At 69.0% G+C, this 16,190-nt stretch carries 13 protein-coding genes; 5 read left to right on the forward strand and 8 right to left on the reverse strand.

Annotated features, from left to right (window positions below):
* Nucleotides 1-3 precede the first annotated feature (3 nt).
* Together ACFTSA_RS04855 and ACFTSA_RS04860 are read left to right on the forward strand one after the other, a co-directional pair.
* Nucleotides 4-1,428, forward strand: a complete 1,425-nt coding sequence (locus ACFTSA_RS04855) for a DUF58 domain-containing protein (RefSeq protein WP_377950042.1) — start codon at nucleotides 4-6, stop codon at nucleotides 1,426-1,428.
* Nucleotides 1,425-3,947: a transglutaminaseTgpA domain-containing protein gene (locus ACFTSA_RS04860; protein ID WP_377950043.1), complete on the forward strand. Its 2,523-nt coding sequence runs from the start codon at nucleotides 1,425-1,427 to the stop codon at nucleotides 3,945-3,947. Before ACFTSA_RS04855 ends, ACFTSA_RS04860 begins: the two co-directional genes overlap by 4 nt.
* Nucleotides 3,948-4,295: 348 nt before the next feature.
* Here the strand turns inward: ACFTSA_RS04860 and ACFTSA_RS04865 are convergent, their stop codons facing one another.
* Together ACFTSA_RS04865 and rsmI are read right to left on the reverse strand one after the other, a co-directional pair.
* On the reverse strand, nucleotides 4,296-5,795 hold the full coding sequence (locus tag ACFTSA_RS04865; RefSeq protein WP_377950044.1) for an NAD-dependent succinate-semialdehyde dehydrogenase: 1,500 nt from the start codon (nucleotides 5,793-5,795) through the stop codon (nucleotides 4,296-4,298).
* A gap of 291 nt (nucleotides 5,796-6,086) precedes the next feature.
* Complete coding sequence (rsmI, locus tag ACFTSA_RS04870; protein WP_377950045.1) at nucleotides 6,087-7,034, reverse strand: 16S rRNA (cytidine(1402)-2'-O)-methyltransferase; 948 nt, start codon at nucleotides 7,032-7,034, stop codon at nucleotides 6,087-6,089.
* Between the two features lie 75 nt (nucleotides 7,035-7,109).
* On the opposite strand from rsmI, the gene ACFTSA_RS04875 reads away from it, so the two are divergent.
* Together ACFTSA_RS04875 and ACFTSA_RS04880 are read left to right on the forward strand one after the other, a co-directional pair.
* Nucleotides 7,110-8,816, forward strand: coding sequence for a dolichyl-phosphate-mannose--protein mannosyltransferase (locus tag ACFTSA_RS04875; protein WP_377950046.1), 1,707 nt, complete (start codon nucleotides 7,110-7,112; stop codon nucleotides 8,814-8,816).
* 26 nt (nucleotides 8,817-8,842) lie between these two features.
* Nucleotides 8,843-8,986: a hypothetical protein gene (locus ACFTSA_RS04880; RefSeq protein ID WP_377950047.1), complete on the forward strand. Its 144-nt coding sequence runs from the start codon at nucleotides 8,843-8,845 to the stop codon at nucleotides 8,984-8,986.
* A gap of 88 nt (nucleotides 8,987-9,074) precedes the next feature.
* On the opposite strand, the gene ACFTSA_RS04885 is transcribed toward ACFTSA_RS04880, so the two are convergent.
* Both ACFTSA_RS04885 and ACFTSA_RS04890 read right to left on the reverse strand, forming a co-directional pair.
* Nucleotides 9,075-10,397 (reverse strand): TIGR01906 family membrane protein, encoded by a 1,323-nt coding sequence (locus tag ACFTSA_RS04885; protein ID WP_377950048.1) that lies wholly within the window; start codon nucleotides 10,395-10,397, stop codon nucleotides 9,075-9,077.
* 155 nt (nucleotides 10,398-10,552) lie between these two features.
* The gene (locus ACFTSA_RS04890) at nucleotides 10,553-11,545 is read right to left on the reverse strand and encodes a stage II sporulation protein M (RefSeq protein ID WP_377950050.1); all 993 of its coding nucleotides are present in this window, start codon (nucleotides 11,543-11,545) and stop codon (nucleotides 10,553-10,555) included.
* A 67-nt stretch (nucleotides 11,546-11,612) separates the two neighbouring features.
* On the opposite strand from ACFTSA_RS04890, the gene ACFTSA_RS04895 reads away from it, so the two are divergent.
* Nucleotides 11,613-12,425: an RDD family protein gene (locus ACFTSA_RS04895; protein WP_377950051.1), complete on the forward strand. Its 813-nt coding sequence runs from the start codon at nucleotides 11,613-11,615 to the stop codon at nucleotides 12,423-12,425.
* A gap of 40 nt (nucleotides 12,426-12,465) precedes the next feature.
* Here the strand turns inward: ACFTSA_RS04895 and ACFTSA_RS04900 are convergent, their stop codons facing one another.
* From ACFTSA_RS04900 to ACFTSA_RS04915, 4 genes are all read right to left on the reverse strand, one after another.
* Complete coding sequence (locus ACFTSA_RS04900) at nucleotides 12,466-13,698, reverse strand: Ig-like domain-containing protein (protein ID WP_377950052.1); 1,233 nt, start codon at nucleotides 13,696-13,698, stop codon at nucleotides 12,466-12,468.
* 153 nt (nucleotides 13,699-13,851) lie between these two features.
* Entirely contained in the window at nucleotides 13,852-15,333 is a 1,482-nt protein-coding gene (ahcY, locus tag ACFTSA_RS04905) for an adenosylhomocysteinase (protein ID WP_377950053.1), read from the reverse strand.
* A 52-nt stretch (nucleotides 15,334-15,385) separates the two neighbouring features.
* The gene (locus ACFTSA_RS04910; RefSeq protein ID WP_377950054.1) at nucleotides 15,386-15,625 is read right to left on the reverse strand and encodes a Trm112 family protein; all 240 of its coding nucleotides are present in this window, start codon (nucleotides 15,623-15,625) and stop codon (nucleotides 15,386-15,388) included.
* Nucleotides 15,626-15,719: 94 nt separating this feature from the next.
* Nucleotides 15,720-16,103, reverse strand: a complete 384-nt coding sequence (locus tag ACFTSA_RS04915) for a DUF3499 domain-containing protein (protein WP_377950056.1) — start codon at nucleotides 16,101-16,103, stop codon at nucleotides 15,720-15,722.
* Nucleotides 16,104-16,190 lie beyond the last annotated feature (87 nt).

The following is a 16,190-nucleotide window of genomic DNA, read 5'->3' on the forward strand; positions in this document are numbered from 1 at the left end:
ACCGTGGCACTGCTGGACAGCCTCCCCCGACATCTCTTCAGCTCCCGGGGCTGGGGACTTCTGGCGGCCGGCGCCGTTTCGCTGCTGTGCGCCCAGGTCATGGGCCGCCGCGACCTCCTGGCCCTCGGTGTCCTGCTGGTGGTCCTGCCGCTCGTTTCGCTGGCCGGCATCAGGGTGGTCAAACCGCGGTTCCGGGTGTACCGGGAATTCAGCCCTTCCACGGTCGAGACAGACTCCGTCACCACGGTCCGGCTCGCCGTCGCCCGGACGGGGCTCGGCACCGGCCGGGTCATCATGGAGGAGCGGCTGCCGCCACGGTTTGGTGAATCCCCGGCGTTCCGCTTTCCCGCCAGGTCCGCATCGGGCGGCACCAGCCGCTACGAGTACCACCTGCGCTCGGGAAAGCGCGGACAGTTCACCATCGGCCCCGTCACGGCCGAGTTCACAGACCCGTTCGGGATCTCACTGCACCGCCATTCAATCGACGACGGCGACACACTCACCGTGACGCCGGCCGCCGTCGAACTTCCAACCACGGGCCTTGCCGGTGCCCGCGGCAACGACGGCATCACCGCCACCCGGACCCGGGCCAACCCCAGCGACGACGACGTCATGACGCGTGAGTACCGGCACGGCGACCCGATGCGCCGCGTGCACTGGCCAGCCACCGCCCGGCACGGCGCGCTGATGGTCCGGCAGGAGGAGTCCGTCACCACGCCCGAGGCCACGGTCATCCTGGACCACAGGTTCGTTGCCCACTCCTCGGGCTACGGCTCGGTGTTCGGCAGCCAGGGCGACGACGGGAGCGACCTCGTCACCAGCGACACCTTCGAGTGGGCCGTCACTGCTGCGATGTCCGTGGGTGCCCACCTCGCCGAGCTCAATTACTCGTTGCGGTTCCTGGACGCGGCCGGCGAGCCTGCCTTCCACCGTTCGTCCTCGGCCCCGGAGCCCGGCAACGAGGAGTACAGCGGCGCAGCCGGCCTCCAGTCCATCGCCGAAAGCCTTGCCGCGATCCAACTGACGGGCCCGCACCACGCGCGCAGGGAGCACGACGCCGGCCGCCGCGAACATGCAGGCAGTGCCGATCCGGCCCAGGCCGTCTTCGACGACCGGCTCATGGACAAGCTCGCGGCCCACAGGATGCGCGGCCCGGTCCTGGCGCTGCTCGGGAAGATCTCCCTCGCGGAGGCGCGCGCCCTCGCCCCCGCTGCCGGCTACGCCGCCAACGCGTTTGCCGTGGTGATCACGGACAGACCCGCGGACTGCCACGATGTGCTGGAGGCCCTGCGGCTGGGCGGCTGGCGCGCCGTCGCCGTCGAGGCGTCCACCTCGCTGCCGGCCGCGTGGATGTACTTCGACGAGGGCGACGCCGCCATGTGGACGGCTGCGGCGGACGTCCGGCGCGGGGCGGAGGTAGGGCGATGACACTGACTTCACAGCGGCAGGCGGAAGCCGATGACCAGGCGCAGCCCGCGCCGGCCTCCCCCGGAAGCGGACGGTTCGGGGCCGGGCCCTACCCGTGGGTCATGGCCGGCGCAGTGGCGGTGTCCGTCTGCGGCGCGTCACTGTCCCTCAACGGCGTCCTTCGGGGGTGGGCGTGGTTCCTGCCGGTCCTGACCACGGTGGTGGTGGTCTCGCTGACCATGGCCTTGCTCCGCACGTTCCGCGCCCCGCCCGTGCTGGTGGCTGCGGGAGGCCTGGTGTCGCTGGCCTTCATCCTGACGTTCACCTTCTTCCGGCGTGACAGCATCGCGGGCTTCCTCCCGTCCCAGGCCACCCTCGACGCGCTGGGCAGGCATCTTCGCCGGGCCGGCGAAACGGTGCTGGCTGAGAGCTCGCCGGTGGCGCCCAACGCCGGCATCGTCCTGGTGGCGTGCGCGGCGCTGGGACTCGTCGTCATCCTCGTGGATGCGCTGGCCCTCCCCCTGGGCATGCCCGCCACCAGCGGCCTGGGCCTGCTCGCGCTGCTGGTGGTTCCGGCCATGATCAAGCCGCAGAGCGTCGGATGGCTGGGCTTCGTGGTGACGGCGGCCGGCTATCTGGTGATCCTCGCGTGCAGCCAGTGGTTCGCCCCCGATGCGCGGACACAGGCGGACACGGCCCGCAACCCCGGCCAGATCCGGCGGGCCACCCTGACCGGAGCCGTGGCCCTGGTGGCCACACTGCTGCTGCAGCTGGTGGTTCCGGGCTTCGACCAGGGCACGTTCCCGCAGGGCTCCCGGCTGAACCCCTGGGGTACTGCCACAGGACTGAACCCCATGATCAGCCTCGGCAACAGCCTGCGGACCCCGACGGGCGAGGGCAGGATCACCTACGCCACCAACGCCACCACCCCGCTCTACCTGCGCTCGGTCACGGTGGACAGGTTCGACGGCGAGTCCTGGTCCCCGGACGACCGCAACTCCAGCCGCCGGGCGGGCACCGGACGGATGGACGTGGGCCACGAGATCCTGGCACCGGAACAGATCCGGCAGGTGACGGTGGTCAACACCGGGGACTTCACCAGCCCGTACCTTCCCGTCCCGTACGCCCCTGAATCGGTCAACGGGCTTACCGGGCGCTGGAGCTGGGACCCTGCGACCCTGAGCATCAAAGGCACCGACACCAACTCCCGCGACCAGCAATACCTGGTGCAGTCCTCGGTGCCGAAGCTGACTACGGAACTGCTGGATGCGTCCTCCGCCCCCGTCCGTGGCGTTCCGGACGAGTTCATCCGGCCGCCGTCGAATGTTCCGGAGATCGTGCGGACCACCGCCGGGTCCGTCACTGCCAACGGCCGCACAGCCTATGCCAAGGCGATGGCCATCCAGAGATTCCTGCGCGGCCCGGACTTCACGTATTCCCTGGAGTCACCCGTCCAGGGCGGGTATGACGGAAACGGACTCTCCGTCCTGGCGGACTTCCTGACCCAGAAGAGCGGCTACTGCATCCACTTCGCCTCCGCCATGGCCGTCATGGCCCGGCTCGAAGGCATCCCGAGCAGGATCGCAGTGGGCTACGCGCCGGGCAGGCTGACCGGCGCCACGGTGTCCGTCGCCGGCCAGGGAGCACTGCCGGAATTCGAGGTCGACGCCCGTGATGCCCATGCCTGGCCCGAGCTGTACTTCCAGGGCCTCGGCTGGGTTCCGTTTGAACCCACCCCCTCGCGCGGTGTGGTGCCGCCGTATGCGCAGGACTCCTCAACGTCCGGCGGCGCCAGCACCAACGACCAGAACAACGACGGCCTGGTGCCGAGCAACGGTGCCACCGCCACCCCCGCACCGGCTCCGGTCCCGCTGCCCCTTCCGGGGAGCGGAACGGCCGACGCCGGGAACCAGCTGGCGCCTGCCCTTTACAGTGCCGCCGGGGTTCTGCTGCTGGCCCTCCTGGCCGCGACGCCCCGCCTGGTCCGCGGCGGCATCAGGGCGAGGCGTCTCAGGGGAACAGGCACCGGCCGGGACCGGCTGGCCGAGCCGCCGCTCGTCTGGTCCGAACTGCAGGACCTGGCCACGGACTACGGTGTGCGTCCCGAGCCGAGCGAGACACCGCGGACGTTCTCGGCCCGGCTGCGTGGCTCCGCGGCCATGAGCCAGCGGGCCCGGTCATCACCCGGCAGCGGACCCGCGCCCGACGCCGGAACCGTCCAAGCCGTGACCGTCCTGACGGATGCCTACGAGCGCCATCAGTACGGCCGGCCCGCCGGCCAGGGCGGCACGCGCGGCGGCCTGCCGGAGGAGGCCGCCGTCAAGCACATCGGCCAGGTGCGGCAGGAGCTGCGCCGGAACGCCGGCATAGCCGGCCGGCTCCGCGCCGACTGGCTGCCGCCGTCGGTCCTCTCCCGCTGGGGAGCCGTGGCCGGATGGCCTTTCCGCGCGCTGGGCCGGGCAGCGCTGCGGGTGGGACACGCCGCCTCGGTGCTGTGGCGCAGGACCCGCAGCGGCCTCCGCCGGCTCCGGGAAGGCTAGCCGCCCCCGCAGCCCAGCCGCCCTGCTGATGGGCGTCTCAACCTTCGCGGTGGCCCTGCTGCCCACGTATGACGGCTTGAGCCCCCCGGTCTACCTCTGGATTCCCGTGCTGGCCAACGTCATCGCGCTTGCCCTCATCCCCTGGTTCGGCAATCTCCCGGACCGGTTTGGCCGCCGGCCGACGATGATTGTCGGCTCGCCGGGCTCCGGCGCGCTGGCTTACGCACGCCCGGGCCGCGGCCCGCTAGACGCCGGGAGAACGTCCCGCCATACAAACGGCACTGGCCCGCAGGATTCCTGCGGGCCAGTGCCGTCTTGTTGCGCTGAGTGTGTCCGGAGCCTGCCCGGTTAGCCGGCGTAGGGGTCGGCGATGCCGATGTACTGGGTGTAGAGGTATTCCTCGATGCCTTCGAGTCCGCCTTCGCGGCCGAGGCCGGACTGCTTGACGCCGCCGAAGGGTGCGGCGGCGTTGGAGACGACGCCGGCGTTCAGGCCGAGCATGCCGGTCTCGAGCCGCTCGCCCATCCGGATGCCGCGGTTCAGGTCCTTGGTGAAGACGTAGGCCACCAGCCCGTATTCGGTGTTGTTGGCCAGGCGAACGGCCTCGTCCTCGGAGGAGAAGGTGGTGATCGGGGCGACGGGGCCGAAGATCTCCTCGGACAGGATCCGGGTTCCCTCGGTGACGCCCTTGAGGATGGTGGGCTGGTAGAAGTAGCCCGGCCCGTCCACGGGGGCGCCGCCCACCACGGCGGTTGCGCCGGCGGAGAGGGCGTCGGTGACCAGTTCGTGGACCTTGTCCCGGCTCTTGGCGTCGATCAGCGGGCCGACCTTGGACTCGGGTTCGGTGCCGCGGGCGGTGGTCATGTCCTTCATCTTCGCGGCGAACTTCTCCGCGAACTCGTCCGCGACGGATTCGTGCACGATGAAGCGGTTCGCGGCGGTGCAGGCCTCGCCCATGTTCCGCAGCTTGGCCAGCATGGCGCCGGCGACGGCGGCATCGACGTCGGCGTCCTCGAACACTACGAACGGGGCGTTGCCGCCCAGCTCCATCGAGGTCCGCAGCACCGTCTCGGAGGCGTCGGACAGCAGGCGGCGGCCCACCTCGGTGGAACCGGTGAAGGAGAGCTTCCGCAGACGCTGGTCCTTGATCAGCGGGCCGGTCGTGGCACCTGCCGTGGAGGTCGGGATCACGTTCAGGACGCCGGCGGGCAGGCCCGCCTCCTGCATGACTGCCGCGAACAGCTGCGAGGTCAGGGGGGTCAGGTTCGCGGACTTCAGCACCATGGTGCAGCCAGCCGCGACGGCCGGGGCGATCTTCCGGGTGGCCATGGCCAGCGGGAAGTTCCACGGCGTGATCAGCAGGCACGGGCCCACGGGCTTCTTGGTCACCAGCAGCCGGGACTTGCCGTCCGGGGAGACGGAGTAGCGGCCGAACGCACGGACTGCTTCCTCGGAGAACCAGCGCAGGAACTCGGCGCCGTACGTGACCTCGCCGCGGGCCTCTGCCAAGGGCTTGCCCATTTCCAGAGTCATCAGCAGCGCGAAGTCCTCGGCCCGCTCGGTGACCAGGTCAAAGGCGCGGCGCAGGATCTCGCCGCGCTCCCGCGCCGGCACCTTGGCCCATGACTCCTGTGCAGCGGCGGCCGCGTCAAGAGCCGCCTTGCCGTCCTCAGGACCGGCGTCGGCAATGCTCAGCAGCGTCTTCCCGGTGGCCGGGTCCTCGACGTCGAACGTCTTGCCCGACGCCGCGGGACGCCACTCGCCGTTGATGAGCAGGCCGGTGGGAACAGACGCGAGCAATTCGCTTTCGCGTTCTGCGGTAGCAGTGGACTGTGTAGTAACAGACACGGTGACTCCCTCGTCAGCAATCGGATTGCCGGTTATGTGCAGCTCCTGCACACGGCTTGCGCCGCCTGCCGCCCGCTGCTTGCTTGGCTGGATTAAAGCCACGGTACTGCCGGGATCTCGGCAATGTCTACGCATCGGCGCACTGCCAGTCCCGCTGTTTGTTGTGCAGCTGCACAGCAGCTCCGGCGGCGTCACGGGGCGGCTGAAAGCGCGACGCCGGCTGGCTGCAAACGGGGGTCAGCGGCCCGCCCGGGACTGGCTCAGCGGAGCAGGCTCACCCGGGCAGGGATGTCACCGCGCCGCGAGCACCGCGGAGTACAGTTCCCGCTTGCTCACGCGGGTTTCCTCGGCGACGGCCGCCACTGCCTCCTTGAGCCGGACGCCCTTGGCCACGAGTTCGTTGACCGCGGCGACGCCGTCCTCCGGCGAGCCGGGCGCGCGCTCCGGCGCGCCTGCCAGCACCACGGCGATTTCGCCGCGGACCTCGTTGGCCTCCGCCCACTGCAGCATCTCGCGGAGCGAGCCGCGGAGAACTTCCTCGTAGGTCTTGGTGAGTTCGCGGCACACCGCCGCGCGCCGGTCCGGGCCGAAGCGTTCGTGCAGCGCCCGGAGCATGGCCTCAAGCCGGTGCGGCGCCTCGAAGAAGACCATGGTGCGGCGTTCGGCGTCGAGATCCGCCAGGCGTGAGGCCCGTTCACCGGCCTTCCGTGGCAGGAACCCTTCGAAACAGAACCTGTCGGTGGGCAGGCCGGAGAGGGCCAGGGCGGTGAGGACGGCGGAGGGGCCGGGGACGGCCGTGACCGTGAGGCCGGCGGCCACCGCGCCTTCAACGAGCCTGAAGCCGGGGTCGGAGACTGCGGGCATGCCGGCGTCGGTGACCATCACGAGTGTTTTTCCGGAGCGGACCTGTTCGAGGAGCTCCGCAGTCTTGGTGGCCTCATTGTGCTCGTGGTAGCTGATGATCCGCCCGCCCACGGTGACGTCCAGGCTCTGCACCAGGCGGTGCAGGCGCCGGGTGTCCTCGGCCGCCACGATGTCCGCCGTTGCCAGCAGTTCCACCAGCCGGGCGGACGCGTCGCCCACATTGCCGATGGGTGTTGCCGCCAGGACGATCCGTCCCGGACCGCCGCTGCGGAGGTCCTGCTCGGTTCTGCCCGCCGGTTCAACAGCGCCGGCCGGTGCCGCACCGTTGGATGGGTCCGAACTGCTGTCAGGGGCGGTGCTCGCTTCATGGTCCACGGGTCCAGCCTACTGCCGCCCGGCCTCCCCGCCTTTCTTCGGGTTCGAACCAGCCGCAAACGGTAGCATGGGCTCGTGACGCAGACCTCCGTGCGGCCTGACGGGGCCGAACCAGCACGTACCCCGCCTTCCGCACCCGCCGCGGAAGGACGCGGCCTGTACGGTAAGCGCTGGATCGCCCGCCCCTCGGAGGCCTTCACGGCAGACGCCCTCACCCGGCGCCTGATCGGCGGCATCCGCACCTGGCGGGACTACCCGCCCTCGCTCCGGCTCTGGTTCTGGCTGGTTCCGGCCATAACCGCCGTCGTGGCCGGGATCCTGAGGTTCGTCCGGCTGGACGTCCCCCGCGCCCTGGTGTTCGACGAAACGTACTACGTCAAGGACGGCTACTCGCTGCTGGTGAGCGGCTACGAGCGGAGCTGGCCGGACAAGGCCAACGACGCATTCGTGGCCGGCAACCCCAACGTGCTGCTGAACACTCCGGAATACGTGGTGCATCCGCCAGTGGGCAAGTGGATGATCGCGGCAGGCATGTGGCTGTTCGGGGCAGACAACCCCTTCGGTTGGCGGTTCGCCGCGGCACTGACAGGCACCCTGTCCGTCGCCCTCCTCGCGCTGATCGCCCAGAAACTCTTCGGCTCCCTCATCCTGGGCGGGGCGGCCGGGCTGCTGCTCGCCGTCGACGGCCACCACCTGGTCATGTCCCGCACGTCATTGCTGGACATCTTCCTGATGTTCTGGGTCCTGGCCGCGTTCGGCGCGCTGTTGCTGGACCGCGACGACGGCCGGCGGAGGCTCGCGGCCAGGCTCGCCAGGCAGGCGGCCGCCTCCCCCAACGGGAGGCCATCAGCGCTCCAGCTGCTGTCCGGCCCGTGGCTGGGCGTCCGCTGGTGGCGGGTAGTGGCGGGCATCTGTCTGGGTCTGGCCGTCGGCACCAAGTGGTCGGCGCTGTTCTTCCTGGCCGGTTTCGGGCTCCTGACCGTGTTCTGGGACCTGAGTGCCCGCCGCATCGCGGGCGTCCGCGGCTGGATCAGTGCCGGAATCATTAAGGACGGGCTTTTGGCCTTCGTCAGCATCGTTCCCGTTGCTGCCGTAACGTACGCAGCCACCTGGACGGGGTGGTTCCGGTCGACTGATGCGTACTACCGGCGGTGGGCGGAGACCAACCCCAGCGCGGAATGGGGCTGGCTGCCGGACTCCGTGCGGTCACTGGCGCATTACCACCTGGAGGCCTACAAGTTTCATCAGGGCCTCAGCTCGGAGCATCCCTACGAGGCGAGCGCCTGGAGCTGGCTCGTGATGGGCAGGCCCACCTCCTTCTTCTACGAGTCCCCGAAGCAGGGGACCCCCGGCTGCGATTTCACCAACTGCACCACGGCCATCCTGTCCGTCGGCAACCCGCTGATCTGGTGGAGCGCCGCCATCTCGCTCGTCATCCTGCTGTTCTGGTGGGCGGGCAGGCGCGACTGGCGCGCCGGGGCGGTACTGGCCGCCGTCGGATCCGGCTACCTGCCGTGGTTCATGTACCCGGAACGCACCATGTTCTTCTTTTACGCGGTGTCCTTCGAGCCCTTCCTGGTCCTGGCGCTCGTGTATTGCCTGGGACTGGTCCTGGGGAAATCCACCGACCCGCCGTGGCGCCGGCGCTCCGGGCTGTACGGGGTGGCCCTGTTCCTCGTGGCAGCGGTTCTCGTCTCGTCGTTCTTCTACCCCGTCTGGACCGCCGAAATGATCACCTACCAGGACTGGCGGTTCAGGATGTGGATGCCTTCCTGGATCTGAGGCACGATGGCAGGTGGAACCCGGACGTGATCAGCAACGAGGACCGCCAGAAGGCGCCACTGCTGGACCAGGTCCTGTCCGCCTCCAGTGTGCTGGCCGGCCGCCTCGTACCGGTGGTCCGGATGGATTACGGGGTGCAGGGATCGCCGTGCTCGAAGGCTACGGGCTGACGGAGACCACCGCGCCGAGCAGCTGTACGGCGGAGCGGGCCTTCCGGGCCGGCTGCCTGTTCTCTGCTACCCCGCTGCTTTCCGTCCGTTACAGGTTGACGGGCCGTGCGGTGCCTGTGCCTGTCTCCGGAGCGTCGTCGGCGTCGTCCTTCACGTCGCCATCCGCTGCGGCGCCCTTGCGGCCCTTCCGGGCCGGGGCCAGTCCGCGGCGCCTGCGGGTGGGCCAGGTCAGGATCAGCGTCACCACGGCCGTGATCAGGACGAGCGCGGCGATGACCAGGCCGGCGTCGATCCAGAACTGCCCGGGGAAGAGCCGGATCAGCGTGTCCTCCAGCGCAAACGTCCAGGAGCCGGCGGCAAAGAAGATGCGGTGGAACTCGGTGAAGAACTGCTGCCAGCCGAGCGCGGCCAGCGTGCCCAGGCCGACGATGAGCACCAGCGTCACGAGGGAACCGGCGAACAGCCCGCGGCGGACTCCCCCGGGCGTGCGGCGCCGCAGGTAAATGATCGCGATGATGCTGATCAGGATCAGCAGTGCCCCGGCTCCGAAGGCTGACAGGAAGACGAGCTTGACGTCGGCCATGTGGCTGACCTCGCCGTCCTTGAACAGCTTTTCTCCGCTGCGGTTGACCAGTTCTCCGAGGTAGCGGGGACCGGACCAGTTGCTCAGGTAGTCCACGGCGTAGGAGCCGTAGGTCATGCGGTCGTCCGCGTTGAAGCCGTAGCCGTCCCCGGGGAAGCCGGGCCGGTGGTACTCCACCCAGAGGAAGAGCGGGCTGGTCACGGCACGTACGGCCAGGACCATGAGGATGACAGGGTAGAAGATGGCCAGCAGGACCTGGAGGAACCGCGGCAGCACCGGCTTGGCCCGGGCGGCCTGCTCGCGCTCCGCGTTGCGGCGCTCCACTTCCTCCTCCGGCGGACGTACATGCAGGGCGGAGGTGGGAAGCGGCTCGCTGTAGTGCGTGCCCGTCGCGGAGGAATGGCCCGGCTGGCGGGTGTCCGCGATGCGGCCGGGCACAGCGTCGGTGCCGGCTTCGGCGTTCGGTCCCGTTTCGGTGTTCGGACCAGTTTCGGTGTTCCCGGCGGCTGCTGCCTCCGCCGCCTTGCGGACGGCACGGCTTTCCGGCTGGGCCGCTGCGGAACCGGCCACCGGATTTGCGGCAGCACCGGCGGCCGGACGTGCAGCAGTACCGGCTGCCGGACTTGCTGCAGAGGCGGCTGCCGGACGTGCTGCAGAGGCGGCGGCACCGGCGGCGCCGTCCCTCTCGGCGGCGCGCGCTGCAGGCGCGGGCTTCATCCATTCAAACACCCGCTCGTCGGTGTCCTCCGCGGGATCCAGGGCGGGGCTCGCCGCCGGATCCAGCCGCGGATCAAGGCGTCCGGACGGTGTCGGAGTATTGTCTTTCACTGCAGCTTCACTTCCGTAGGCGTCCACGCTCCAGGGTCACCGGGAATGCCGGGCCACGCAGCGCTTTGTATCTCTCCAAGAGCCTACAGTCAGCCGCTCCGGCACCGCGATGTGCCACCCCGCCAGCGGCGTGAATAATCGGTCGGCAGTCATAATCAGGCCGCAAGTTCTGTAGAGCCGGTGTCCTGGCTGCCCAGGTCGCCGCGGGCGCCGGAGCGGTAGGCCCGTCCGCCGCACACCAGCACATATAACCAGTATGCCGCCAACACGGCCGCGCCGATACTGATTTTCGCCCACACCGGCAACGCGCTGGGGGTCACGAATCCCTCCACGAGACCGGAGACAAACAGCACCAGGACCAGGCCAAGCGCCACCGTGATCATGGACCGGCCCTCCGCCGCGACGGCGCGGGACCGGGTCCGGTTGCCCGGCGACACCATGGCCCAAAAGATTCTCAGTCCGGCCGCGCAGGCCGCGAACACCGCCGTCAGCTCCATCAGTCCATGCGGCAGGATGTAACTGAAGAACACGTCCGTCTTTCCCACCGCGGCAAACATCCCGGCGGCCACCCCCACTCCCTGTGCGTTGGCGAACAGGATCATGGGCACCCAGAAACCGGTGATGCCCAGGGCCACGGCCTGGGCACTGATCCAGGCGTTGTTGGTCCAGACTGCGCCGGCGAACGACGCCGCAGGGTTCTCCGAGTAGTAGTCGATGAAGTCCTGCTCGACGTACCGCTGGACCTCCGCTTCCGAGGCAACGGCCCGCAGTGCATCTGGCGAGGTGCCAATCCACAGGGCAAAGGCGCAGCCCACAAGGCAGAACGCGGCGCCGCAGGCCACGGTCAGCCAGCGGATCCGGTACAGGGCGGCCGGGAGCGAGAGCACGAAGAACTGCGCCAGGTCCGCCATGAAGTTCGACCGCGCACCTGTGAAGCGGGTGCGGGCCTGGGCCAGCGTGGCAGACAGGGACGCGGACAGGCCGCTTTCCGGCCCGGTGGAACGCAGCAGGGAAAGGTGCGCGGAAGTGACCTGGTATAGGCGCAGGAGTTCGTCGGCGTCGGCACCGCTCAGGCGCCGCTTGTTCGCCAGGTGATGCAGCCGCGACCATGTGTCCGAGTTGACGGCGGAGAAGGCGTCCATGTCCACGCTCCTACCCTAGCCTGTGGAGAACTAGACTTAGGGCCGGTGGCCGGAACGACGTACGGGGCAGGAATTGAGCCAACTCATCACAGGCGAGGCAGTCGTCCTTGAACTCCGTCCGGCGTCCTTCGCTGCCCGTTCCCTGGGCCTGTTGCTCGACGTGGTGGTCCATGCCGCGCTGCTGATAGCAATCCTGATGGCCATGGGCGCCGCCCGGGATGAGCTGGACGAAGCCGCCGCCACGGCGCTCACCCTGGTCAGCGTGGTGCTGTGCTTCGTCATTGTCCCGGTAACCGTGGAGACGCTGACCCGGGGCCTCTCGCTCGGGAAGCTGGCGGCCGGTCTGAGGATAGTCCGTGACGACGGCGGAGCCATCCGTTTCCGGCACGCTGTCATCAGGGCGCTGATCGGCTTCCTTGAGATCTACCTGACGTTCGGCGGCGTTGCGATCGCCGTCGCCCTCTTCGACGGCAGGTCCCGCCGGCTGGGTGACATCGTGGCGGGCACCTACTCACTGCGGCGCCGGGTCCCGGTGGAGCCCACGATCGTGCCCGTCATGCCGCGGCATCTGGCCGGCTGGGCACACGCCGCGGACATCGGCCGGATTCCGGACGCCCTCGGACGCCGTGCGGCCCAGTTCATGCGCCAGGCGCCGCGGATGTCGCCGTTGTCGCGCAGCGGCTTGGCCGGGGCCCTCGCCACCGAGATGTCCGGTTATGTGGCACCGTCACCGCCGCCCGGAACCACGCCCGACGACTATCTGGCCGCGGTGCTGGCCGAACGGCGCGGCCGCGAACTCCGCCGGCTGGGTGCGGCACGCACGGAAAGCAATCGGATCGGGGAACGGCTTCACCGGCTGCCGTTCACGGCGTCCGGGGACAGCTAGTATTGCTCCAGCGTTTGTCCGTGCCGTTGGGCGCGGCGCCTCAGCGCTTCGCGTACTGGGCCCAGGGGATGTTCCAGTCGCCGTAGCCCTCGAGCGGCTCGATTGGGGCGGCACCCGTGTTCAGGACCTGCACCACGTCGCCGGACTTCATGTTGTTGAAGAACCAGGCAGCGTCCACGGGAAGCAGCCCCACGCAGCCGTGGGAGATGTTGGCGACGCCCACATAGCTCCATGCTGACTCAAGCGCCTGATGGACATAGACGCCCGAGGACGTGAGCCGGTTGGCGTACTCCACGGTCAGCGGCGGATAGTAGCCCTTGTCGCCGGGCTTCAGGCCGATGCTTCCCGCGTTGAACTTGGAGTGCCGTTCCTGCTCCATGATTACGGCGTAGCCGGACGGGGAAAGCCAGTCCGTGCCGCCCAGGGTGACGGGCGCGGTCCTGACCAGCTTGCCGTCGAAGTACACCTTCATGGTCTTGGTGTTGTCGTCGACCACCGCCAGGCGCTGCTGGCCCACCTTAAACTGCACCTTGGCGTTGAAGTTGCCGATCATGCCCTTGCCGAAGTCCACCCCGAACAGCTTCATATCCACGGTCACCTGGTTGTTGGAGGCCCAGAACTTCTCGGGGCGGATGCGGACCTTCTGGTCCGAGTACCAGTGCCAGGCCACGGGCTGCTTGGAGGAGACGGTGATCTTGACGGCCTTTTCGACCGCCGCCTTGTTGGTGACGGGTTCGCTGAAGACGATGTCGATGGGCTGTCCGGCGCCGACCGTGGAGCCGTTCTCCGGGTATACGGCGGCGTCCGCCTCGTTGGCGGGTTCCACCGTGGTGAAGGTCTGGACCTTCTTGGTTTCCCGGCCCGCCTCATCCACGATGGTGTAGCTGTAGTTGTACGGCGTGTTGAAGGCCAGCGGGTCCATGGCCGTCCACGTGCTGCCGTCGGCGCTGACAGTGCCCTTGACGGCCTCTCCTCCGGCGGCCGGCGCCAGCACAACGTCCTGGACGTGGCCGTTGACTGCCTTGACGGAGGGCGCCACGGCGGGGTTGACGCCCTTGGCGCCGTCGAGCGGTGTCACACCGAGCTCCACCGCCTTGACCACGGGAGTGGCCAGGCCGGGCTCGTTGCGGACAGGGCTGGAGGCCTCGGATTGGGGCGCGGGGTTGGCCCAGCCGGGAGCGGTGGCGACGCCGATACCGCCGGCCGCAACCGCAGCGCAAATGGCAACGACGGCGATGATCTTGCCGGTTTTCCGGTTGTTCTTTTCCGTCATGACTGGTTTCTCCGTGTCCCACCGGGCTGCCGATCGGCATCCGTCCGTGTGCCCAGCGGTAACGCTGACCAGTCAATTTTATCGCATGGCAGGGCTGACCCCGGGCGCCGTGGAGTGTCACGGCGCGCCGGGGTGATGCGTAAGACGCCGCTGTTAGTAGCGGTAGTGCTCCGGCTTGAACGGGCCGGCCACGTCCACGTCCAGGTAATCGGCCTGGTCCTTGGACAGTTCGGTCAGCTCCACACCCAGGGCATCGAGGTGCAGCCGCGCCACTTTCTCGTCCAGGATCTTGGGCAGCACGTAGACCTGGTTTTCGTATTCCCGCTCGCCTTCGGGCTGGTCCTTCTTGGTGAACAGCTCGATCTGGGCGATGGTCTGGTTGGCGAAGGAGTTGCTCATGACGAACGACGGGTGGCCCGTGGCGTTGCCCAGGTTCAGCAGGCGCCCTTCGGACAGGACGATGATGGAACGGGTGCTGTCCGCCGAGTCGCTGCCGAAGACCCATTCGTGCACCTGGGGCTTGATCTCGACCTTCCGGATGCCGGGGATCCGGGCGAGGCCGGCCATGTCGATCTCGTTGTCAAAATGCCCGATGTTGCCCACGATGGCCTTGTTCTTCATGCCGGCCATGTGCTCGGCCATGATGACGTCCTTGTTGCCCGTGGTGGTGATGAAGATGTCGCCCTGGTCCAGCACGCTCTCCAGCTTGGCCACCTGGTAGCCGTCCATGGCGGCCTGCAGTGCGCAGATGGGATCGATTTCCGTGACGATCACGCGGGCACCCTGGCCGCGGAGCGCCTCGGCGGCTCCCTTGCCGACGTCGCCGTAACCGCAGACGACGGCGACCTTGCCGCCAATGAGGACGTCGGTGGCCCGGTTGAGGCCGTCCGGCAGGGAGTGCCGGATGCCGTACTTGTTGTCGAACTTGCTCTTCGTCACGGAGTCGTTGACGTTGATGGCCGGGAACAGCAGCTTGCCCTGTTCGGCGAGCTGGTACAGGCGGTGCACGCCCGTGGTGGTTTCCTCGCTGACGCCGTGGATGCCGGCGGCGAGCCGGGTCCACTTCTTCGGGTCCTCGGCCAGCGTCCGGCGCAGGACGTCCAGCACGATCCCGTATTCCTCGGGGTCGTTGGCTGCGGCGGCAGGAACGGCGCCGGCCGCCTCAAACTCCACGCCGCGGTGCAGCAGCAGCGTGGCGTCGCCGCCGTCGTCGAGAATCATGTTCGGGCCCAGCTCAGGGTTCGCGTCAGCACCGGGCCAGGTGAGGATCTGCTCGGCGGTCCACCAGTATTCCTCCAGTGTTTCGCCTTTCCAGGCGAACACGGGAACGCCCTGCGGGTCTTCCACGGTGCCGGTACCGACGACGACGGCGGCGGCGGCCTCATCCTGGGTGGAGAAGATGTTGCAGGAGGCCCAGCGGACCTCGGCGCCGAGGGCCGTGAGCGTCTCGATGAGCACCGCGGTCTGCACCGTCATGTGCAGCGACCCGGCGATCCGGGCGCCCTTGAGGGGCTGGCTGGCGCCGAATTCCTGGCGCAGCGACATGAGACCCGGCATCTCGTGCTCGGCGAGGCGGATCTGGTGGCGCCCGGCCTCGGCCAGGGAGATGTCGGCAACCTTGTAATCGAACGTCATGGGGATCCTTTGCTGTATCCGGCGTCTAGCCTTCTGCGGTGCTGGCTGGGTGTTAGGCGGTGGGGGCGGCCGCTGCGGGGCCGGCGTCGTGCTGGTCCGACCGGGCGGCCGTGGCTGCGGCGCGCAGTTCCGGGGGAAGCAGCAGCGGAATGCCGTCTTCGATCGCGTACCGCACCCGTTCTCCGCCCTCCGCCACCGACGTGGAGACGAGTTCCTCGCCCTCCTGGGTCAGAGCCGAGCCGGTGACCGGGCACCGCAGAATGGACAGCAGTTCAGGACTGATCTTTGGCATGGTGGAGGCTCCCTGCTGGGCACAAGCGCTGTGGCTGACGGATTTCAGCTTCCAGCCTACCGCCAGTTCGGCGCCGGGACGGTTCGCGTCCCCGTCAGGACGGTTCACGCAGGATGCGCAGGTGGCCGCGGCGGGTGCCTTCGGTGGCGGCAGGCGCTTCCAGGGCCGAGTGGGCCGCGCGCTGGCCCGCAGCCGGGGCCGCCGGGCGGGACGCAGCCTCACGGACAGCGTCGGCCAGGGCGAGAAGGTCGTCGGGACCGGGCTGCGGCGGCTGCGCCGGCATGGCCAGGCGGAGCACTTCCCAGCCGCGCGGGACGGTCAGCGAACCGGCGTGCTGCTCGCAGAGGTCGTAGCAGTGCGGTTCCGCGTAGGTTGCCAGCGGGCCGAGGACGGCGGTGGAGTCCGCGTAAACGTACGTCAAAGTTGCCACCGCAGACTGGCGGCAGGCTGACCTGGAACACTGACGTATTGCACCCACGAAAACACAGAATACTCCGCCTCAGGCAATTTTCCCGACATTGATGGACGCCCCGCGCCACGGTGGCCGCGCGCCGGTCCGGTTATG

It is taken from the genome of Arthrobacter sp. NPDC057013 (genome assembly GCF_042674585.1).
Taxonomy (GTDB): Bacteria; Actinomycetota; Actinomycetes; order Actinomycetales; family Micrococcaceae; genus Arthrobacter.